This window comes from Nocardiopsis coralli (assembly GCF_014892575.1).
Taxonomy (GTDB): Bacteria; Actinomycetota; Actinomycetes; order Streptosporangiales; family Streptosporangiaceae; genus Nocardiopsis; species Nocardiopsis coralli.
Genome location: NZ_JADBGI010000033.1, coordinates 41,680 through 61,229, shown reverse-complemented (window position 1 = coordinate 61,229; position 19,550 = coordinate 41,680). Strand labels below are relative to the sequence as shown.

The window sequence follows — 19,550 nt, the reverse complement described above, 5'->3', positions numbered from 1 at the left end:
GCCACCGCCGCCACCGGGACGACCGCCACCGCCGCCGCGGCCACCGCCGGGAGGCGGGGTCGGGCGCGAGGCCGGCATGTTCATCGGGCTGGGACGCGGACCACCGGGACGCGGGCCCGGCTTCGGGGCCCCGCTGCCGCTGCCGCCACCGGGGCGCGGGGCGCCGGAAGCGCCACCGGGCGGGCCCGGACGCGGACCGCCGGGACGCGGCCCCGGCTTGGGTGCGTTGCCACCGGGACGCGGGGCACGCTGCTCGCCGCCGCCCTGCTGCGGACCCGGCTTCGGGCCGGGGCGCGGGCCGGGCTTGGGCGCGGGCTTCGGCGTGCCCATGCCGGAGGCGTTGGACGCGAACGGGTTGTTGCCCGGACGCGGACCGCTCGGGCGCGGGCCCGGCTTGGCGCCACGGCCGCGCTCACCGCGCTGCTCGCCACGCGGGGGACGGCCGCCCTGCGGACCCGGCTTCGGGCCCGGCTTGGGCCCGGGCTTCGGACCGGGCTTGGGCGCCTCACCCTGCGGAGCGGGCTTCGGGGCCGGCTTCGCGGCGGGCTCGGCGGCCTCTTCCACCGGGCCGGGCTTGGCAGCCTCGTCCTGGACGGTGGGCTCGGCGGCCTCGTTCTTGGGCGCGGGCTTCGGACCGGGCTTGGGGCCCGGCTTGGGAGCCTCACCCTGCGGACCCGGCTTGGGGCCCGGCTTCGGGGCGGGCTTCTTCTTGGTCTCGGCACCGGCGTCGGCGTTGTCGCCGCCGTTGCCGGACTCGTTGAACGCTTCCTTCAGGCGTCGCACGACCGGGGCCTCTATCGTCGAGGACGCCGATCGGACGAATTCGCCCATGTCGTTGAGCTTGGCCAGGACGGCCTTGCTCTCTACTCCGAACTCCTTGGCGAGTTCGTACACCCGGACCTTCGCCACTACTCTCCTTCAGCTTCGGTCCGGGGCTGGGCACGTACCGGACCGTCGTTAGCTTGAGTTACTACTCATCGCTGCGTACTCATCAGGCGCTCATCGCAATCTCGACCTGCTTCCTCATCGCTACACAACAATGGGCCGGTTCTGCATGCCCACGCAGCACCGTTTCGCCGGCCTCGGTGATGTCAACCCTGAAGCCGGCCCAGACATTCCACCCTAACCGGATCCGTGACCCCGCGAGTCACGCGGGGCCGAGCCGACCAGAGCGGCCACGAGTGAGTCGTCCCACCCGTCGGCACCTCCAGGGGCCGCGGTGCGGAAGGCTCGCGACCAGGCTCGACGGCGCTGCGCCAGCTCCAGGCAACGGTGGTCCCGATGTAGGTGGGCGCCCCGCCCGGGCATCCCTCCGCGGGTGTCGGGCGTGACGCGACCGTTGTCGAGGACGAGCCGAACCAGGTCTGCCTTCGCGGCACGGGAGCGGCACCCGACGCACGTACGCACTGGGTGGCCGGAGCCTTCCGGGGCCACCATATCGTGTCCACGCATGGGTGCGATCCGATCAGCCCGCCGAGGGCGGCAGGTCGGAGGGGTCGGCGATCTCGCCCACGCCCTCGCCCTCGGGCTCCGCGTCCGAACGGATGTCGATGCGCCACCCGGTGAGCCGCGCGGCCAGGCGGGCGTTCTGGCCCTCCTTGCCGATGGCGAGCGACTGCTGGTAGTCGGGCACGACCACACGGGCCACGCGGGCGGCCAGGTCGAGGATCTCCACCGAGTTCACACGCGCCGGCGAGAGCGAGTTGGCGACGAACTCCGCGGGGTCGTCGGAGTAGTCGACGATGTCGATCTTCTCGCCGTGCAGCTCGGCCATCACGTTGCGGACGCGGCTGCCGAGCGGGCCGATGCAGGCGCCCTTGGCGTTGACGCCGCCGCGGTTGGAGTGCACCGCCATCTTGGTGCGGTGCCCGGCCTCACGGGCGATCGAGGAGATCTCGACGGTGTTGTCGGCGATCTCGGGGACCTCCAGCTCGAAGAGCTTGCGCACCAGGTTGGGGTGGGTGCGCGACAGCGTCACCGACGGGCCGCGGTGGCCCTTGCGGACCTGGACCACGTAGGCGCGCAGCCGCTCACCGTGCACGTACTCCTCGGTGGGGACCTGCTCCTGCGGAGGCAGGACCGCCTCGACCTTGCCCAGGTCGACCAGGACGTTGCGGGGGTCCTTGCCCTGCTGGATGATGCCGGAGACGATGTCGTGCTCGCGACCGGCGAACTCGCCCAGGGTCAGTTCGTCCTCGGCGTCGCGCAGACGCTGGAGGATCACCTGCTTGGCGGTGGAGGTCGCGATGCGCCCGAACCCGGTGGGGGTGCCGTCGTACTCGCCGACCGACACACCCTCGTCGTCGGTCTCGGAGACCCACACGGTCACGTGGCCGCTCTGCCGGTTCAGCTCCACGCGGGCACGCTTGTCGGTGCCCTCCTCGCGGTGGTACGCGATCAGCAGTGCGTCCTCGATGGCCTTGGCCACGAGCTCGACCGCGATGTCCTTCTCGCGCTCCAGGCTGCGCAGGACGCTCATGTCAATGTCCACGGGGCTCCCCCTCTAGTCCGCCGCGTCGTTGTCGCGGCGGAATTCCACCTGGACCTTGGCCTTGGCGATGTCTGCGTAGGCGATGGTCCGGGAGCGACCCTTGACGTCCAGGGTGGCGCCCTGTTCGTCCGAGTCGACGACACGGCCGCTGACCTGCCCGCCCTCGGCGAGGTCGACCTTGACCAGGCGGCCCTGGGAACGGCGCCAGTGCCTGGGCAGGGTCAGCAGGCGCTCGGCCCCGGGCGAGGTGACCTCGAGGACGTAGGGCGTCTGCCCCATGACGTCGGAGGAGTCCAGGGCGGTGGAGACCTCCTGGGTCACGTCACCGATGGTGTCCAGGTCGACCCCGTTGTCGGAGTCCACGGTCACGCGCAGGACCCGGCGTTTTCCGGCCGGCGTCAGTTCGATGCCTTCGAGGTCCAGCCCGGACTGTGCCAGGACCGGCTCCAGCAGCTCGACGATGCGCTCGTCACGCTCCTGCGCTCCCATGTCGTGTTTGCCCCTCACAACGGCGAAATTCCGCCCGCGAGGCCTGGTGGCCTGTGAACGGGGCGGTCCAGCTCTGTACGTAATGCGACGAATCGGCCCGCTTCCCAGGGGGGACGCGAACCCGCCGCGCGTCGCGTACGACGGCGGCTGTGCAGCAAGGGTATCCACTTCTGAGAGCTGCCCAGGTCGCCGTCCGTGGCCGGGGCGCGTCGGGGCGTGCTCCCGGAGGGGCGCGATCGCCCGCGTGGCGGGGGCTGGCGGTGGATCGTCCCGGCGTGCGGGCGTGGAAAGATGGGACGGGGACGACGGGGAGGAGACCGCGTGGGCCAGGCAGCGGGTGGTGTCAGCAGGCGTGCGCTCCTGGGGGCGACGGTGGCCGGTGCTTCGGCCGCGGCCCTGGCGGGGTGCGGAACCGTCGACTGGTATCCCTCGGACACGACACCGGACGAGCACGTGCTGCGTTCGCTCCTGCGGGAGAAGGAACGCGCCGTCGTCCGGTACGAGACCGCGCTGGCGGACGGGTCGGGCCCCTCGGACCTGTTGGAGCGGGTGCTGGAGAACCACCGCACCCACCTGGACGCGCTGCTGGACGCCCTGCCCGAGGACGCCGAGCCCACCCCGCCGGAGGAGGACGGTCCCCCGCCGGTCGCTGCGGACGAGGACCCCGAGCTCGGGGAGGCGCCGTCGCCGTCGTCGCTGCGGGCCATGGAGGCCTCGGCCGCGGGGATGCGCCCGGAGCAGGCGGCGGCCGTCACCGACCGGGGGCTGGCCCAGCTGATCGGGTCGATCGGGGCGTGCGAGGCAGGACACGCGCACCAGCTCGACGAGGCGTGAACACCGACGGAGCACGAGTGGCGAGGAGCTGTGACGGGTGAGCGAGGCACCGAGCGGGAGCGAGGAGCCCGAGGCCGCCGGTGACGGGATGTCGGCGCTGGCGGAGGCGCTGCGGGCCGAGAACGCGGCGGTGTACGCGTACGAGTTCGTGGCCGGGGCGGCCGGCGACGAGGGCCGGAGCGAGCACGGCCTGGCGCTGGCCAGCGAGCACAAGGTGGCGCGGACCGAACTCCGGCAGGCGATCCTGGACCGGGAGGGCAGTCCTCCGGCGGTCGAGCCCACGTATCCCCTGCCGTCGGGCCGCGACGGGGACACCCTCGACGACTTCGCGGTCGGGGTGGAGAACACGTGCGCGCACGCGGCCCTGTGGTTGACCGCCGCCGACGACACCGACCTGCGGGTGACCGGCGCGCGCCTGCTGCAGCAGGCGACGGTCCGCGCCCTGGAGTGGGGCGGCGAGCTGGACGCCCTGCCCGGTTACGAGACCCGCTGAAGGCCCGGGCCGGTCGGCCCGGGCCNTGGTTGACCGCCGCCGACGACACCGACCTGCGGGTGACCGGCGCGCGCCTGCTGCAGCAGGCGACGGTCCGCGCCCTGGAGTGGGGCGGCGAGCTGGACGCCCTGCCCGGTTACGAGACCCGCTGAAGGCCCGGGCCGGTCGGCCCGGGCCCGTGGATCACGCGGTGCAGGCCTGCACCGCGTGATCCACGATGTCGGCGAGCGCCACCTCGTCGCGCGCGCCGTCGGCACGGTCGCGCAGCTCCACGACACCGTCCTTGAGGCCGCGGCCCACGATGACGGTCGTGGGGATGCCCAGCAGCTCGGCGTCGGTGAACTTCACCCCCGGGGACACACCCTTGCGGTCGTCGACCAGCACCCGCAGGCCGCGCTCCTCGAGCTCGCCGGCGATGCGCAGGGCCTCCTCGATCTGGTCGCCCTTGCCGGTGCCGACCACGTGCACGTCGGCGGGGGCGACCGCGCGCGGCCACACGATGCCCTTCTCGTCGTGCGACTGCTCCACGATCGAGGCCACCACGCGCGAGACGCCGATGCCGTAGGAACCCATGGTCACGCGCTTGGGCTTGCCGTCGGGGCCCAGGGCGTCGAGCTCGATCGCGTCGGTGTACTTGCGGCCGAGCTGGAAGACGTGGCCGATCTCGATGCCGCGCGCGGTGTAGAGCGTGCCCTGGCCGTCGGGCGAGGGGTCTCCGTCACGCACGTCGGCCACGTCGATGGTGCCGTCCGGAGTGAAGTCGCGTCCGGCGACGAGGTCGACGACGTGGTGCTCGGGGCGGTCGGCGCCGGTCACCCAGCGGGTCCCGGTGACCACACGCGGGTCGACGAGGTAGCGCACCTTGTTGTCGAGCAGGGCGCGCGGGCCGATGTAGCCCTTGACCAGGAACGGGTTGGCCTCGAAGTCCTTCTCGTCGACGACGGCGACCTCGGCCGGCTCCAGCGCGGCCTCCAGGCGCTTCATGTCGACCTCGCGGTCGCCGGGCACGCCGATCGCGAGGAGCTCCCAGTCCTCGGAGCCGGGCTCGCGGGTCTTGACCATGACGTTCTTGAGGGTGTCGGCCTCACTGAAGTCGCGGCCGAGGCCGGCGGCGTTGAGGAAGTCCACGAGGGTGCGGATCGTGGCGGTGTCCGGGGTGTGGTGGTCGACGGCCTCGGGCAGCCCCTCGATCGGCAGCGCCTCGGGGGCGGGCACCTCGACGGCCTCGACGTTGGCGGCGTAACCCGACCCGGTGCTGCGGACGAAGGTGTCCTCGCCCGAGGGGGCCACGGCCAGGAACTCCTCGGACTTGGACCCGCCCATCGCGCCCGCGGTCGCGGAGACGACGACGTACTCCAGGCCCAGGCGCTCGAAGATGCGCACGTAGGCGGCGCGGAAGCGCTCGTAGGAGGCGGCCAGGCCCTCGTCGTCGATGTCGAAGGAGTAGGCGTCCTTCATGTGGAACTCGCGCCCGCGCAGCACGCCGGCGCGGGGGCGGGCCTCGTCGCGGAACTTCTCCTGGATCTGGTAGAGCCAGACCGGGAAGTCCTTGTAGGAGGTGTACTCGCCCTTGACGAGGCCGGCGAAGACCTCCTCGTGCGTGGGGCCGAGCAGGTAGTCGGCGCCCTTGCGGTCCTGGAGGCGGAACAGGGTGTCGCCGTAGTCCTCCCAGCGGCCCGTCGCCTCGTAGTACTCGCGGGGCAGCAGAGCCGGGAGGAGGAGCTCCTGCCCGCCGATCGCGTTCATCTCCTCGCGCACGATCTCGGAGACGTTCTCCAGCACGATCTTGCCCAGGGGCAGCCAGGAGTAGACGCCGGGCGCGGCACGGCGCACGTATCCGCCGCGCACCATGAGCTTGTGGCTCGGCACCTCGGCGTCCGCCGGGTCCTCACGCAGGGTGCGCAGGAACAGGGTCGACATCCGCAGTAGCACGGCCACTCCTCAGTGCATGCGCCCGTACAGGGGCGCGGTCGTCATATTCGGGGAACCCCAGGCTAACGGCTGTGGGACGGCCTTCGCCCAGGGTTCCTCCCCGGCAGAGGCCCGACCGGGCTTCACCTACTCTTGGGACGATCGACGGACGGGAGCAGGGCCATGGGACGACGGCGCGGGGCGCGCGAGCGGGGCGAGGACGTGCTCGACGAAGCACGGGTCCCCGGGGTGGAGCTGTTGGCCGACGCCGACCGGGCCGATTCGTGGTTCCTGGTCGTGGAGGGCACCCCGCAGTCGCACGTGGACCTGTCCGACCCCTCCTACCTGGACTTCTCGTACATGCGCCGGATCGCGCACGCCGCCGACCTCGTGGCCCCCGAGCGTGAGCCGATCGAGGCGCTCCACCTCGGCGCGGGCGCGTTGTCGCTGGCGCGGTACGTGGCGCACACACGTCCGGGTTCGCGCCAGCGGGCGGTGGACTCCGACGCGGCGCTGGTGGAGCTGGTCCGGCGCCACCTTCCGTGGGACCGCCGCGCGCAGCTGCGGGTGGGCATCGGGCACGCCCGCGAGTGGATCGGCGACCGGCACACCGACAGCTCCGACCTGGTGGTGAGCGACGTCTTCGCGGGTGCGCGCACCCCGGCCTCGCTCACGTCGGTGGAGTTCTATTCGGAGGCGGCCCGGGTGCTGCGTCCGGGCGGGTTCCTGGTGGTGAACATCGGCGACGGGTACGCGCTGCGGCACACACGCCGGCAGGTGGCGACGTTGCGGTCGGTGTTGCCGCACGTGGTCCTGACGGCGGAACCGGGCATCATGCGCGGGCGCCGGTTCGGGAACCTGGTGCTGGTCGCCGGCCACCAGCCGCTGCCGGAGGACGAGCTCGGCAGGCTCGCCCACCGGGACCTGGAGATGGCGCGCATGCTCTCCGGGGAGGAGCTCGACCGGTTCGCCGACGGCGCCGCCCCGGTGCACGACGCCGACGCCGAGGACTCCCCCGAACCGCCCGTGGGTGTGTTCTGAGCGACCGGCAGCCGCCACCCCGCGTGTACGCCGTGGGCAAGGGCGTGGCCGAAAGTGGACATTCTCCCCCGCGCGGGTCCGTGAACCTCTACCGTGGTCCTCGTGCGCGCCACCCCCATTGGTACCGGGCGCCCGGACCCCCAGCCGGGCGCCCCGGACCTCACCTCGGCGGGCGCTCACCTACACCGGCCGGAGTAGGCCCTCCCCCGAGAACCCCTCCCCCTGGATGACGACGTCCCGGAGGGGCGCGCCGTACCGTCGGGGACGTGCCAGCACCACTCCCGCGCCCCACACGCGCCGACCTGTGGATCACCCTGGGCGTGCTGTTCGCGTCGCTGAGCAGCACGTTCGTGATCGGCGTGATCGACCCGAACCACGCCGACACCGATCCCGTGCCGTGGGGGTACGCGCTCATCGTCGCGGCCTGTCTCCCCCTGCTGCTGCGCTCCTCGCGGCCCCGTGCCGCGGCCCTGGTCTCGGTCCCCCTGGCTGCCGTGTACTACCCGCTGGGGTTCCCCGACGGCTGCGTGATGCTGTGCGCCATCGTGATGCTGTACACGCTGGTGCGCTGGGGGAACCGCACCTTCGGGTGGGTGCTGGGGCTGTGCCTGTTCCTCGGGCTCAACGGCTGGGAGATCGGCGTGGCCGGAGGGATGCGGCCCGAGGCGGTCGGGGTGATCGGCTGGGTCCTGGTGCTGCTGTGCACGGCCGAGATCGTGCGCCGCCGCGCCGAGTTCCGACGGGCGGAAGAGGAACGCCTCACCGAGGCCGCCCGCTCCCGCGAGGAGGAGCTCCTGCGCAGAGCGGCGGACGAACGCCTGCGCCTGGCCCGGGACGTGCACGACACCGTCGCGCACAACATCTCCCTCATCAACGTGCAGGCCGGGACCGCGCTGTACCTGGTCGGGGACCAGCCCGAGCGGGCCGCGCAGGCGCTGGAGACCATCAAGCACACCAGTAAGGAAACGCTCGTCGAGCTGCGCACGATGCTCGACGTGCTGCGCGCCGGCGAGGCCGCACCGCGTGCCCCCGTCCCGGGCGCGGCCGACCTCGAGGACCTCGCCGACGGGGCCCGTGGCGCGGGCGTGGACGTGCGGGTGGAGGTCGAGGGCCCGGACGACGGTGCGCTCCCGCTCGGCGTGGACACCGCCCTGCACCGCATCACGCAGGAGGCCCTGACCAACGTCGTGCGCCACTCCGGTGCCTCCCGCGCGCAGGTGCGGGTGACCCACCGCCCGGGCGGGGTGCGGCTCGAGGTGGTCGACGACGGCCGCGGCGGTACGGCGGAACCGGGCAACGGCATCACCGGGATGAGCGAGCGGGCCTCCCTGGTCGGGGGAACGGTGGACGCGCGGCCCCGCGCAGGGGGAGGATTCCAGGTGCGGGCCTGGCTGCCGACCGGCGCGGCCGTACCGCCGGAAGGGACGGAACAGACGTGATCTCGGTACTGCTCGCCGACGACCAGGGCCTCGTCCGGGCCGGGTTCCGGGCGTTGTTGGACAGCGCCCCCGACATCGAGGTGGTCGCCGAGGCCTCCGACGGTCAGGAGGCCGTGCGCGCCGCCCGCCGCGACCGCCCCGACGTGGTGCTCATGGACATCCGGATGCCGGGCACCGACGGGCTCACCGCGACCGGGCAGATCGTGGCCGAGCCGGCCCTGGAGCACACCAAGGTCGTCATTCTGACCACGTTCGACCTGGACGAGTACATCTTCGACGCCCTGCGCGCGGGGGCGAGCGGGTTCCTGGTCAAGGACACCGAACCCCGCGACCTCATCCAGGCGGTGCGTGTGGTGCACGGGGGCGAGGCGCTCCTGTCACCGGGGATCACCCGCCGGCTCATCGCCGATTACGTGCGCAGGCCCGCGAGCAGCCCGGCGCCCTCGACCCGGTTGAACGGGCTGACCGACCGCGAACGCGAGGTCCTGGCGCTGGTGGGCGCGGGCATGTCGAACGAGGAGATCGCCGGGCACCTGGTGGTCAGCCCCGCGACGGCGAAGACCCACGTGAGCCGCACGATGGTGAAGCTGGGGGTGCGCGACCGCGCCCAGCTCGTGGTGCTGGCCTACGAGACCGCGTTGGTCGTGCCGAAGTGGAGCGGCGGAACGCCCTGAGCACCGCGGCACCCTGACCCCGGGCTCCCCGACCCGCCTCCGGGCCGTCTCGGGGTTCCCCCGTAGACCCGGGGAAGCAGGCGGCCGCGCGCCGTACCCCCGGGGAGGGCCCCGCGATGCCCTCCCGGGGCCGATGTGCCGGTACCCAGCGGTGACCGAACCTGTCGGCGTCCCCACCGACACAGGCAAGGTCGCACATGCTGGAAGATCCGCTCCTCCTCGCACGGCTGCAGTTCGCGCTGACGGCCGCCACCCACTACACGTTCGTCGCCCTGACCCTGGGCCTGGCCCCCTACATCCTGGTGACCCAGCTCGTGGCCACGCTGCGCGGCGACCGCGACCGCATGCGCTCGGTGCGGTTCTGGGGAGGGCTGTACCTGGTCAACTACGGCATGGGTGTGCTGTCCGGGCTGGTCATGGAGCTGCAGTTGGCGCTCAATTGGAGCGGTCTGCACGAGATGTTCGGGTACACGTTCGCGGCCCCGCTGGCCCTGGAGACGATGACCGCGTTCTTCGTGGAGTCGACCTTCCTGGGCCTGTGGATCTTCGGATGGGACCGCATGGGCCGGTGGGCGCACCTGTTCTGTTTCTTCGTGGTCACCGCGACGGCGTACTCCTCGGCGTGGTGGGTGCTGGTCTCCAACGGGTTCCTGCGCCGTCCGGTCGGGTTCGAGATGGTGGGCGGCGAGGCGCACCTGACCGACCCGGGCGCGCTGTTGGCCAACCCGGCCTCGGTGCTGGCCTTCGGGCACGTGGTGACCGGCGCGATGCTGCTGGGCGCGCTGGTGATCGGGGCGGTCAGCGCGTACCACCTGTGCCGCGGCCACGACCCGTACGGAACGTTCCGCCGGGGGATCCGGTTCTGCGCCGTGCTCATGTGTGTCATGCCGATGGTGGTGGTCGGCTTCGGCGGCGCGCAGTTCTCGTACTTCGACACCCCGCCTCCCACGAGCGGCCTGACCTACGGCACGGAGGAGGCCGAGGCGATGACCGAAGCCGCCGTCGGGGGCCTTGCGGGGGCGATGAGCCGGACCGGGCACGTCACGATGGTGCTCATGTGGACCCTGATGTTCTTCATGGGTCCGGTGATGGCGCTGGTGTGGCCGTTCGGCGGTCTGGACCGCTGGCGCTGGTTCCTGGCCCCGATGGTCGTCACCCCGGTCATGCCGTACGTCGCGAGCGTCTCGGGGTGGGTGTTCCGGGAGACCGACCGCCAGCCGTGGGTGGTCACCCACCACCTGACCACGGCCGACGCGGTGACCCCGATGCCGGCAGGGGCGGCAGCCGTCTCGTTCTCCCTCTTCACGGCCGCGTTCTTCGCCCTGGGCGCGGTCACCGTCTGGCTGCTGGTGCGCTTCGCCCGCATGGGCCCCGACCGCGGGCCCCTCGCGGAGCGGCGCCCCGAGCAGGACGAACCCGCCCGGCCCCGATTCACGTACTGAGCACGTAGGGAAGCCCTGTCATGGACACCGTCTCCGTTCTCCTTCTCGCCGCCTTCGTGATCGGTTACCTGGTGCTGGCCGGTGCCGACGTGGGGCTGGGCCTGCTGATGCCGCGTGTGGCGCGCACCCCGGACCAGCGCCGGGGCGCGTTGGCGGCGATCGCCCCGTACTTCCTGGCCTCCGAGGTGTGGCTGGTCGCCGCGCTGGGTGTGCTCGCCGGGCTGTTCCCGTCGCTGGAGCACCACGTGGTCGCACACCTGTGGCCCGCGTTGGCGGCCCTGGCACTGGCCCTGCTGGTCCGCGACGCCGGGCTGTGGATGTGGCGGCGTGTGCCCTCGGCCCGCTGGCGGGCGCTGTGGGAGGGCGCCGTGATCGCCGGCAGCTGGGGGTCGGCCGTGTGCTGGGGCCTGGTCGTGGCCGGGCTGCTCACCGGGTCCCTGTGGTCGGGCGTGTTCACCCCGCTCTGCGCGGCAGCGGTGGTGGTGCTGTTCGCCCTGCGGGGCGCTTCGTTCGGCGCGGACCGCCTGGTGGCCGAGGACGGCGGACGCGCGGCCGATGCGTGCGGGGAACTCACCCGGACCCTGTCGCGGTGGGCGCTGGCCGCGGTGGGCCTGGCCGCGGTCGCGGCACTGCTGCCCGGCGGCCCGCGGACGGAGGGGTCCGTGGCTGCCGGCGCCGCGCTGCTCCTGCTGCTGGGCTCGCTGGCGGTCACCGCGGGTGTGCACGGTCCGATGCTGTCGCGCGTGACGTCGGCCCTGGCGATCGCGGTGCCCGGGGTCCTGGTGGCGCTGGTCGCGGACCTCCCCGTGGCCCCGGTCCCCGCGACGACGGGGATCCTCGTGTGGGCGAACCTCGCCCCGTTCGTTCCGGTCATGTTCCTGGGCCAGGTTTGGCTCTACCGAATGACACGGCGCTCGGCGGGTGCGGAGACCTTCTTCGCGTGAGTGCCGACCGGAGAACCCGCAGGTCACCGGGGACACGATCGCACCCTGATCGCTCCTCACGGTGAGTAACTGTAGGGTAAGCTGCGTTCCCCGGGTTCGGAAAGCCAGGGGCCGGGCAGGTCATGGTTCGGGAAACTCGCCCGCCGCGCCGCTCCCTCGGGAGGCTCCTCGGCGCCGATCGCAGGCGGGCGTCGCACCGAGCCCTGAGGAGGGACCGTGACCCACCTGACCACTCCCCCGGCGATGAGCGGATGCAGCTGCGGATCGGGCTGCGGCTGCGGCTGCCAGAGCGGCGGCTCCTGCAGCTGCGGCGGCAACTGCGGCTGACCGCAGCAGGGCCTCGCCCCGGGCCCGCCGACCCCGGGAACCCGAGCCCCTCCCCCTCCGCGCGGGCTGCCCCTCCCCTTGGGGGCAGCCCGCTTCCCACCACGGGCCCCGTGTGTCGCGACATTCCGCGACGATGGGTATACGCTATGTGATCACGTGCTGCGTATCGACCCGTTGGGGGAGATCAGCGATGCCCTCGAGTGCCCGTTCCACCGCACGACTGTCCGAACACACGAAGTTGCTGCGGTGTGTCCAGGGCATCCAGGAACGCTGCAGCCGAGCGGCCCCCTGGGAACCCGACACCGTCGGACTGCCTGCCCCCACCTCGCCCAGCGCGCTGTCCCGCATCAACGACGTGGCCTTCTACGCGCACGCCCGCGAAGAGGTCGCCGCCCTGGCCGCCGTCTGCGCGCACCTGGTGCGCCTGCACCACCCCGACGGCGAGGAGCACTGCGCCAGTTGCGCCGGGCCGTGGCCGTGCGCGACCTTCGTCGAGATCGCCCAGCTGCTGTCCTGACACAGAGCACGCCGCCCGCCGGAGCCGGGGCGCGATCCGACTCCGACGGGCGGCGTTCATCTCTCACCTGCGGCCCGACACCACCCGGCGGCCGAACTGCCGGGTGCCCTGACCGGTTCAGGCATACAGGGACTGTAGTTGTGGAACACGTTCTACCGCAAGGGTTGATGTGATCCCCTTCTCCCCGCCTGATCGGGAGACTCCACCCTCATCCACCCTCTGGAACAAGATCTATCCGGGAAGCGGGTACTGGATCGCGGCGCGGTCGGCCAGCAGCGGGCGGATCACCGCGAGTGCGGCCTGGTGGTCGGGGTGGTCGCGGTAAGCGACGAACCCCGCCTCGTCGTCGACGTCGGCGACCACGGCGAAGTCGAAGGCGCCCTCGCTGACGCCGGCGTCCCGGCCGAAGCTGTAGGAGCGCAGTTCGGGGACGGCGGCGGGCAGGGCCCCGAGGAGCCGCTCGACCTCGGCGATCTGGGCGTCGTCGACGCCGTCCTGCCAGCGGAAGAGCGCGATGTGTCGAAGTGTCATGGCACGACGCTACTGGCCACCGACGGCGGGCACCACGGCCGTCGCAGCACGCGGCGGCCGGGCCCAGGGGCGGGGGACAGCCCCTGGGGCCGACCTCGGGGTGCGGTACGCAGCGTCCCGGTTGTTCGAAACGAGCGTGAGCCCCTCCCCCACAGCCCCGGGGCGCGTACCGCCGCGAACGACGCTAGCGAAGCGGCGGTAACGCCGATACCCCCGAACGGGTAACCGGAGGATCTCGATCAACACAGTTCCCATTTCTGAAGTGAGCCGCGACACAACAACGGCGGGACCCCGCCGCCGAACGTATGCGGCAGACGGAAGTCCCGCCTCGAAAAAGAAACACCGGGCACGTCAGCGTAAAAGGTTGCCGGGGGTTGCAATCACCGGAGCGCCCGTAAAGTCCCCTGCGGATTCGAAATGGCCGGTCAACTCACCCGCGTGGCGAGCAGATATGCGTCGGGGGTGTCGGCCCCGATGATCTCGGTGACCCTCCACACCTGTCCGCCGACACTGAACGTGTCGCCCTGGCGGACGTCGATCATGGGGCGGGGGCGCCACTCCTTGGGCCCTCCGATCTTCGCGACGGGCGCCCCGCCGTCGTCGATCCAGAAGTGCCCTCCACCCACCGGCCCTCCGTGGAACCGGTCGTTGCGCCCGTACGTGATCTTCTCCTGAGCGCCCACTTCGTGAACCACCGTTTATTCATCCCCATGCATGTCGCCGATAACGGAAATCGCAGCCATCGTAACGCCGCCGAGACCATTACACCGGCGACTCGGCGGCCTGATCAATGCCATTTCTGACGTCCGGACAAAAGTAATGCGCGGGCCGGGACCAAAGTCCCGACCCGCGCACGGATCGCATTCGATGCTTTTCCGGTCAGCCGTTCTTGCTGCCCTTGAGCTTCCCGGCGAGCGTCTCGATCGGAGAGCTGAACGGGTGGTCGTGCACCATGTACGTCCACGTCATGGACGGGCGCTTCACCCCGACCTCGCCGACGTCGATCTGCCCGTCGTGCACCCGGACCTCCTCGAAGGTCTCGGCCGCCCGCGTGCGCGCCTCGTCGAGGAAGCCCTTGAAGACCGGCACCGCCTCGCGGTTGAACTCGTCCAGCGGGTCGCGGCGGCCCAGGAACCGCAGGTGGATGCCTTCGCGCAGCTCGGACAGGAACGCGTTGTGATCGGTCCAGCCACGGTCGAGGTGGTAGAGGGTAATGAGGCGGGCGGCCTTCGCGACCTGCTCGCGCGCCTGGTCCTCGTGCTCCTCGGTGGGCTCCGGGCCCACGTCCTCGGGTTCCTCGTCGCCCTCGGCCCCGGAACCGGGCTCCGTCTCGGCCTCCGGCTTCTCCCCCGCCTTCTCTTCGGCGCTCTCGGAGCCCTTGTCCTTCTCCCCGGTGTCCTCGGAGCCCTTCTCGTCGGCGCCGGCGTCCTCGCCCTCGGGGCTCTCCGCGCGGGCCTTCTCCACCTCGGCCTGCTCGGCGGCCTCGGCCCCGGCGGCCGCTCGGACCGCGGACGGCGGCTCGGCCCCGGCGTCGATCGCGGCCAGGTCGCGGGCGACCTCCTCGATCAGATCAGCGTGCCGGCCCCGGCTGTCCTTGCGGATGTGCCGGTCACCCTCGTCGCCGGTGAGCACGAGCTCCCGGTGCTGCAGGACCACCTCGCGCTGCACGTCGATGAGCTGGTTGTAGCGCCAGGTGTTGCGGTGCACCTCCAGGAGCTGCCCCTCGGCCACACGCTGGGCGTGGCCGACCATCGCCAGCCAGCCCTCATCGGTGATCTCGCCGTCGTCGCCCGCCTGGTAACCGGTGGTCTCGGGGGAGTTGTTGACGAGCAGGTCGTCGTCCATGCTCACGAAGAACAGGGAGTCGCCCGGGTCGCCCTGGCGCCCGGACCGGCCGCGCAGCTGGCCGTCCAGGCGGCTGCTGGGGTAACGGCCGAAGCCCATGACGAACAGGCCGCCGTTCTCGACCACACGCTCGCGGTCGGACATGTCGCTGCCGCCCAGCCGGATGTCGGTCCCGCGCCCGGCCATCTGCGTGGAGACCGTGATGGCCCCGTGCGTCCCGGCCTCGGCGATGATCGCTGCCTCGTCGGCGTCGTTCTTGGCGTTGAGGACCACGCACTCCAGTCCGGCCTTGCGCAGGCGCTCGGCCAGGAGCTCGGACTCGGCGACGTCCTGGGTCCCGATGAGCACCGGGCGGCCGGACTCGTGCACCTGCTCGACCTCGGCGACGAGCGCGTCCTCCTTCTCCTCCCGCGTGGCGTACAGGCGGGTGCCGTGGTCCTCGCGGATGTCCGGCTTGTTGGAGGGAACGACGGCGACCTCGAGCTCGTAGAACTCGCGCAGCTGCTCGGCCACCGACATCGCCGTACCGGTCATGCCGGCCAGGGTCGGGTAGCGCAGCACCAGCGACTGCACCGTGATCGAGTCGAGGACCTCACCGGTCTCGCTGACGTCGACCTTCTCCTTGGCCTCCACGGCGGCCTGGAGGCCGTCGGGCCAGCGCTGGAGCAGGGCGATGCGGCCCCGCGACTCGTTGATGATGCGCACCTCGCCGTCGCGGACCACGTAGTGGACGTCGCGCTGGAGCAGCACGTGCGCGTGCAGGGCGAGGTTGACCTCGGGCAGGCGGGACTCCTCGTCCTCCGCGTACAGGTCGACCCCGCCCAGGGCCTTCTCGACCCGGTCGATGCCGGCGTCGGTGAGCTGGACGTTGCGCCCCTCCGCGTCGACCTCGTAGTCGAGCCGCGGCTTGAGGGTGCGCACGATGTCGGCCATCTCCATGTCGGCCGCCGCGCTCTCGGCTGCGCCGGCCAGCACCAGGGGCACACGCGCCTCGTCGACCAGTACGGAGTCGGCCTCGTCGATGATCGCGACCGCGGGCGGGGGCACCACGCGGTCGGCGGCATCGGTGACCATGCGGTCGCGCAGCACGTCGAAGCCGAGCTCGCTCACGGCCGCGTAGGTGATGTCCTGGGAGTAGGCCTCGCGGCGCTCGTCGGGGGTGGAGTCCTCGTTGATCCACCCGACGGTCACGCCGAGCAGGTCGTACAGGGGACGCATCCACTCGGCGTCGCGTTTGGCCAGGTAGTCGTTGACGCTCAACAGGTGCACGCGTTGGCCGCGCAGCGCGAAACCGGCCGCGGCGAGGGCACCGGAGAGCGTCTTGCCCTCACCGGTGGCCATCTCGGCCACGTGGCTGTCGAGCAGCGCCATCACGCCGAGCAGCTGGACGTCGTAGGGGCGCTCGTCCAGGGTGCGCCGGGCGGCCTCGCGGCCGACCGCGCACAGCATGACGAGGTCGCCGCGCTCGTAGGGGAGTTCCGCGTTGCCGAGTTCGATGGCCTTCTCGTTCAGCTCGGCGTCGCTGAGCTCACGGAGACCATCCTCCTCGGCCTCGATCGCCGACAGGAGCTTGGTATAGGGCCGCAGGTCCACCGCACCGGGCTTACCCAGGAGGCGGCGGACGCTTTCCGCCATTCGTCCGAACACCACGCCAGAGTAACGCCGGACACAACCCCTTCGTTCCGCGAGCACGGTGTTCCACCCTGTACGGGCACAGCGTTCCACGAGCGCGGGCACAGTGTCCCCCGGCGGCGCTCCCCCGCCGCCCGAGGGCAGGGCCCGGGCCCGCGGCACCGGACCCCGGCGCGGGGCGTCACTGGGCGACGCGGCGGCCTCCGCGCTGGCGGGCCTCCATGGCCATGGCGTGCTTGACCAGCGTGACCAGGACCCGGACCACCGAGGACTTGTCCCTGGCGTCGCAGTGCACGATGGGCACCTCGCCGGGAAGGTCGAGGGCGTCGCGCAGTTCCTCGGTGCCGTAGGGAGGGTCCGGGTCGAACTCGTTGACCGCCACGACGAACGGCATCCGGTACTGGCGCTCGAAGTAGTCCAGGGCCTGGAAGGTGTCCTCCAGGCGGCGCACGTCCGCGAGCACGACCGCCCCGAGGGCGCCGCGTACGAGGTCGTCCCACATGAACCAGAAGCGCTGCTGTCCCGGGGTGCCGAACAGGAACAGGGTCAGGTCGGTCTCGAGCGAGATGCGGCCGAAGTCCATCGCCACGGTCGTGCTCGTCTTGTCGGGGGTGTGGCTGAGGTCGTCGACCCCGGCGCTGGCCGAGGTCACGGCCGCCTCGGTACGGACCGGGGGGATCTCCGAGACGGCACCGACGAACGTGGTCTTCCCGACCCCGAACCCGCCGGCGACGATGATCTTGGTGGACAGTTCGGAGGGCGCCTGCGGATTGGTCGTGCTGTTGGCTGGATCGATCACAGTTAGTCCTAGCGGGAGTGCCGGGCCTCGCTGGCGTGGTCGCTCGGCCCGGACGGGAGGGGCGCGGCGACCCCGGTGCCGAACCACCCCGGGAGCGGCCGCTTCTGGAACCTAACACCGGAAGGCGGTTCGGGAGAGCGGTTGCCGGAGACTCGCCCCCGGTCCGGTGGTGGGCACGGGGAGCGGACGGATCGGTGCGCTGCGGCGACCAGGCACGGAGCGTGTGGGGCCGCCTGCGGGTGACGAACGGTGGGATTTACCCCACTGCGGGACGCACCGTGACCAGGTAAGCACAGAACACTACCCTCGGACGGCGACTTTACGACATTGTGAGTGACCGTTTTCGGCCGCTTTCGGCCGCGCCAATCCCTGTCCGGCGAGGACACGGAAGTCTACGGTGGAGACAGGGCACCGCTTCGACCGCACAACGGACTCCTGGCACGAGGACGCGAGCGCCGCGGGGCCCTGACGGCCCACTCGCGCGGAAGACGGGGGACCGACGTCTCGCTCTTCGGCGTCGGCACCGTGAGCGCGGGGCCGTCGACCGGACCCCACCGGCCCACTCCCGTCCACGTGGGCCGGTGGAGTTCGTCATGGCACCCTCGGCCCTCGTTCCACAGGGCCTAGGATGGTGGTTCTCCCCGAGCTCGACCGGCCGCGGCGCGTGCTGCTGCGGTGCACGGCGCGGGGAGCGACCGAACGCCGTACCTCTCCCGAGGGAGCCGAGAACCACCCATGTCCGATCAGCGCGTCGTCCGCCCCACTCCGATCAGCGGTTTCCCCGAGTGGACCCCTCAGGTCCGGGCCGTGGAGCAGCGCTGGCTGGACCATATCCGCGCGGGTTTCGAGTCCTTCGGTTTCGCCTCGGTGGAGACGCCGTCGGTGGAGAACCTGGACGTGCTCATGGCCAAGGGCGAGACCTCGCAGGAGGTCTACACCCTGCACCGCCTCCAGGACGACGCCGAGGACGACTCGGACGCGAAGCTGGGGCTGCACTTCGACCTCACGGTGCCGTTCGCGCGTTACGTCGCGCAGCACTTCAACGAGCTCACGTTCCCGTTCAAGCGCTACCAGATGCAGCGTGTGTGGCGGGGCGAGCGGCCGCAGGAGGGGCGCTTCCGCGAGTTCACGCAGTGCGACATCGACGTCATCAACGTGGACTCGGTGCCGCTGCACTTCGACGCCGAGCTCCCGCGCATCGTGCACCGGGTGCTCGCACCGCTGGCCATCCCCGCCTGGACCCTCAACCTCAACAACCGCAAGGTGCTGCAGGGCTTCTACGAGGGCCTGGGTGTCAAGGAGCCGATCGCGGTCATCCGTGCCGTCGACAAGCTGCACAAGATCGGCGACGACGGGGTGCGCGAGATCCTGCTCTCCGAGGGCCTGGACCGCGAGCAGGCCGACGCGTGCCTGCGCCTGGCCCGCATCAAGAGCACCGGCACCGACGTGGCCGACCGGGTGCGCGAGCTCGGGGTCACCTCCGAGCTGCTCGACGAGGGCCTCGAGGAGCTGACCTTCGTCCTGGAGGACCTCGCCGACGTGCCCAACGTGGTCGCCGACCTGTCCATCGCACGCGGTCTCGACTACTACACCGGCACCGTCTACGAGGCCTCCTTCGACGACGACCCCGGGTACGGGAGCATCTGCGCGGGCGGCCGGTACGAGAACCTGGCCGGCCAGTTCATCCGGCGCAAGCTGCCCGGTGTCGGCATCTCCATCGGCCTGACGCGCATCTTCGCCAAGCTGGTCGCGGAGGACCGCATCGAGGAGGGCCCCAAGTGCCCCACCGACGTGATGGTCGTCGTGCCCAGCGCCGAGCGGCGTGCGGAGGCCCTGCGCACGGGTGAGGCACTGCGTGCGCGCGGTTTCAACACCGAGGTCTTCCACTCCACCTCGAAGGTGGGCAAGCAGATCCAGTACGCGTCGAAGAAGGGGATCCCGTTCGTGTGGTTCCCGCCCTTCGACGACGAGGGCATCCACGAGGTCAAGGACATGGTCGCCGGGGAGCAGGGCCCGGCCGACCCGGCCTCCTGGACCCCCGAAGGCTGACACGACGGCCCGCGCGGGGCCCCGGACGCCGGGGCCCCGCGTTCGCGTCCCTCCCCATCCCCCAGACCCGGACCCGGACCCGAGCGTGCGGT

Annotated in this window: 18 protein-coding genes and 1 pseudogene; 10 read left to right on the top strand and 9 right to left on the bottom strand. The window is 71.7% G+C overall.

Annotated elements, in window-relative coordinates; translation table 11 throughout:
- From IDM40_RS25795 to rimP, 4 genes are all read right to left on the bottom strand, one after another.
- Positions 1-909 (bottom strand): translation initiation factor IF-2 N-terminal domain-containing protein (locus IDM40_RS25795; protein ID WP_193124671.1); only part of this gene is annotated, 909 nt, incomplete at its 3' end.
- A 213-nt stretch (positions 910-1,122) separates the two neighbouring features.
- On the bottom strand, positions 1,123-1,437 hold the full coding sequence (locus tag IDM40_RS25790) for a YlxR family protein (protein ID WP_193124677.1): 315 nt from the start codon (positions 1,435-1,437) through the stop codon (positions 1,123-1,125).
- 28 nt (positions 1,438-1,465) lie between these two features.
- A complete protein-coding gene (gene nusA, locus IDM40_RS25785; protein WP_193124676.1) occupies positions 1,466-2,479 on the bottom strand; it encodes a transcription termination factor NusA in 1,014 nt (337 codons plus the stop codon).
- 24 nt (positions 2,480-2,503) lie between these two features.
- Positions 2,504-2,980, bottom strand: a complete 477-nt coding sequence (gene rimP, locus IDM40_RS25780) for a ribosome maturation factor RimP (RefSeq protein WP_193124670.1) — start codon at positions 2,978-2,980, stop codon at positions 2,504-2,506.
- Positions 2,981-3,301: 321 nt separating this feature from the next.
- Between rimP and IDM40_RS25775 the strand changes: the two genes are divergently transcribed.
- The 3 genes and pseudogenes from IDM40_RS25775 to IDM40_RS25765 form a co-directional block, all read left to right on the top strand.
- Positions 3,302-3,814 (top strand): hypothetical protein, encoded by a 513-nt coding sequence (locus IDM40_RS25775; protein ID WP_193124669.1) that lies wholly within the window; start codon positions 3,302-3,304, stop codon positions 3,812-3,814.
- A gap of 88 nt (positions 3,815-3,902) precedes the next feature.
- A complete protein-coding gene (locus tag IDM40_RS25770) occupies positions 3,903-4,307 on the top strand; it encodes a ferritin-like domain-containing protein (protein ID WP_193124675.1) in 405 nt (134 codons plus the stop codon).
- A gap of 14 nt (positions 4,308-4,321) precedes the next feature.
- Positions 4,322-4,459 (top strand): annotated as a pseudogene (locus IDM40_RS25765) (DUF4439 domain-containing protein); the annotation flags it as partial.
- Positions 4,460-4,490: 31 nt separating this feature from the next.
- On the opposite strand, the gene IDM40_RS25760 reads toward IDM40_RS25765, so the two are convergent.
- Positions 4,491-6,227, bottom strand: a complete 1,737-nt coding sequence (locus IDM40_RS25760) for a proline--tRNA ligase (protein ID WP_193124674.1) — start codon at positions 6,225-6,227, stop codon at positions 4,491-4,493.
- Positions 6,228-6,401: 174 nt separating this feature from the next.
- Here IDM40_RS25760 and IDM40_RS25755 point away from each other — a divergent pair, with 174 nt between their 5' ends.
- From IDM40_RS25755 to IDM40_RS25730, 6 genes are all read left to right on the top strand, one after another.
- A complete protein-coding gene (locus IDM40_RS25755) occupies positions 6,402-7,259 on the top strand; it encodes a spermidine synthase (RefSeq protein WP_193124668.1) in 858 nt (285 codons plus the stop codon).
- 266 nt (positions 7,260-7,525) lie between these two features.
- Positions 7,526-8,698, top strand: a complete 1,173-nt coding sequence (locus IDM40_RS25750) for a sensor histidine kinase (RefSeq protein ID WP_193124667.1) — start codon at positions 7,526-7,528, stop codon at positions 8,696-8,698.
- Positions 8,695-9,372: a response regulator transcription factor gene (locus IDM40_RS25745; RefSeq protein WP_193124666.1), complete on the top strand. Its 678-nt coding sequence runs from the start codon at positions 8,695-8,697 to the stop codon at positions 9,370-9,372. The genes IDM40_RS25750 and IDM40_RS25745 overlap by 4 nt, the downstream gene beginning before the upstream one ends.
- 197 nt (positions 9,373-9,569) lie before the next feature.
- Positions 9,570-10,814 (top strand): cytochrome ubiquinol oxidase subunit I, encoded by a 1,245-nt coding sequence (locus IDM40_RS25740; RefSeq protein WP_193124665.1) that lies wholly within the window; start codon positions 9,570-9,572, stop codon positions 10,812-10,814.
- A 20-nt stretch (positions 10,815-10,834) separates the two neighbouring features.
- Positions 10,835-11,758 carry a cytochrome d ubiquinol oxidase subunit II gene (locus IDM40_RS25735; protein WP_193124664.1) on the top strand — a complete coding sequence of 308 codons (924 nt, stop codon included), beginning with the start codon at positions 10,835-10,837 and terminating at the stop codon, positions 11,756-11,758.
- A gap of 517 nt (positions 11,759-12,275) precedes the next feature.
- Complete coding sequence (locus IDM40_RS25730; protein ID WP_193124663.1) at positions 12,276-12,602, top strand: hypothetical protein; 327 nt, start codon at positions 12,276-12,278, stop codon at positions 12,600-12,602.
- Positions 12,603-12,833: 231 nt separating this feature from the next.
- Here the strand turns inward: IDM40_RS25730 and IDM40_RS25725 are convergent, their stop codons facing one another.
- The 4 genes from IDM40_RS25725 to IDM40_RS25710 form a co-directional block, all read right to left on the bottom strand.
- Entirely contained in the window at positions 12,834-13,133 is a 300-nt protein-coding gene (locus IDM40_RS25725) for a Dabb family protein (protein ID WP_193124662.1), read from the bottom strand.
- Between the two features lie 425 nt (positions 13,134-13,558).
- Complete coding sequence (locus IDM40_RS25720) at positions 13,559-13,828, bottom strand: DUF6406 domain-containing protein (protein ID WP_193124661.1); 270 nt, start codon at positions 13,826-13,828, stop codon at positions 13,559-13,561.
- Between the two features lie 184 nt (positions 13,829-14,012).
- On the bottom strand, positions 14,013-16,613 hold the full coding sequence (secA2, locus tag IDM40_RS25715) for an accessory Sec system translocase SecA2 (protein ID WP_193124660.1): 2,601 nt from the start codon (positions 16,611-16,613) through the stop codon (positions 14,013-14,015).
- 178 nt (positions 16,614-16,791) lie between these two features.
- Positions 16,792-17,409 (bottom strand): GTP-binding protein, encoded by a 618-nt coding sequence (locus IDM40_RS25710; RefSeq protein ID WP_193124659.1) that lies wholly within the window; start codon positions 17,407-17,409, stop codon positions 16,792-16,794.
- Between the two features lie 735 nt (positions 17,410-18,144).
- Here IDM40_RS25710 and hisS point away from each other — a divergent pair.
- Positions 18,145-19,458, top strand: coding sequence for a histidine--tRNA ligase (hisS, locus tag IDM40_RS25705; protein ID WP_193124658.1), 1,314 nt, complete (start codon positions 18,145-18,147; stop codon positions 19,456-19,458).
- Positions 19,459-19,550: the final 92 nt, after the last annotated feature.

Bases quoted from the DNA above. Each gene is read 5' to 3' on its own strand.
- IDM40_RS25790 (WP_193124677.1), bottom strand. From the start codon at position 1,437: ATGGTGGCCCCGGAAGGCTCCGGCCACCCAGTGCGTACGTGCGTCGGG.
- nusA (WP_193124676.1), bottom strand. From the start codon at position 2,479: ATGAGCGTCCTGCGCAGCCTGGAGCGCGAGAAGGACATCGCGGTCGAG.
- rimP (WP_193124670.1), bottom strand. From the start codon at position 2,980: ATGGGAGCGCAGGAGCGTGACGAGCGCATCGTCGAGCTGCTGGAGCCG.
- IDM40_RS25770 (WP_193124675.1), top strand. From the start codon at position 3,903: ATGTCGGCGCTGGCGGAGGCGCTGCGGGCCGAGAACGCGGCGGTGTAC.
- IDM40_RS25760 (WP_193124674.1), bottom strand. From the start codon at position 6,227: ATGTCGACCCTGTTCCTGCGCACCCTGCGTGAGGACCCGGCGGACGCC.
- IDM40_RS25755 (WP_193124668.1), top strand. From the start codon at position 6,402: ATGGGACGACGGCGCGGGGCGCGCGAGCGGGGCGAGGACGTGCTCGAC.
- IDM40_RS25740 (WP_193124665.1), top strand. From the start codon at position 9,570: ATGCTGGAAGATCCGCTCCTCCTCGCACGGCTGCAGTTCGCGCTGACG.
- IDM40_RS25735 (WP_193124664.1), top strand. From the start codon at position 10,835: ATGGACACCGTCTCCGTTCTCCTTCTCGCCGCCTTCGTGATCGGTTAC.
- IDM40_RS25730 (WP_193124663.1), top strand. From the start codon at position 12,276: ATGCCCTCGAGTGCCCGTTCCACCGCACGACTGTCCGAACACACGAAG.
- IDM40_RS25725 (WP_193124662.1), bottom strand. From the start codon at position 13,133: ATGACACTTCGACACATCGCGCTCTTCCGCTGGCAGGACGGCGTCGAC.
- secA2 (WP_193124660.1), bottom strand. From the start codon at position 16,613: ATGGCGGAAAGCGTCCGCCGCCTCCTGGGTAAGCCCGGTGCGGTGGAC.
- hisS (WP_193124658.1), top strand. From the start codon at position 18,145: ATGTCCGATCAGCGCGTCGTCCGCCCCACTCCGATCAGCGGTTTCCCC.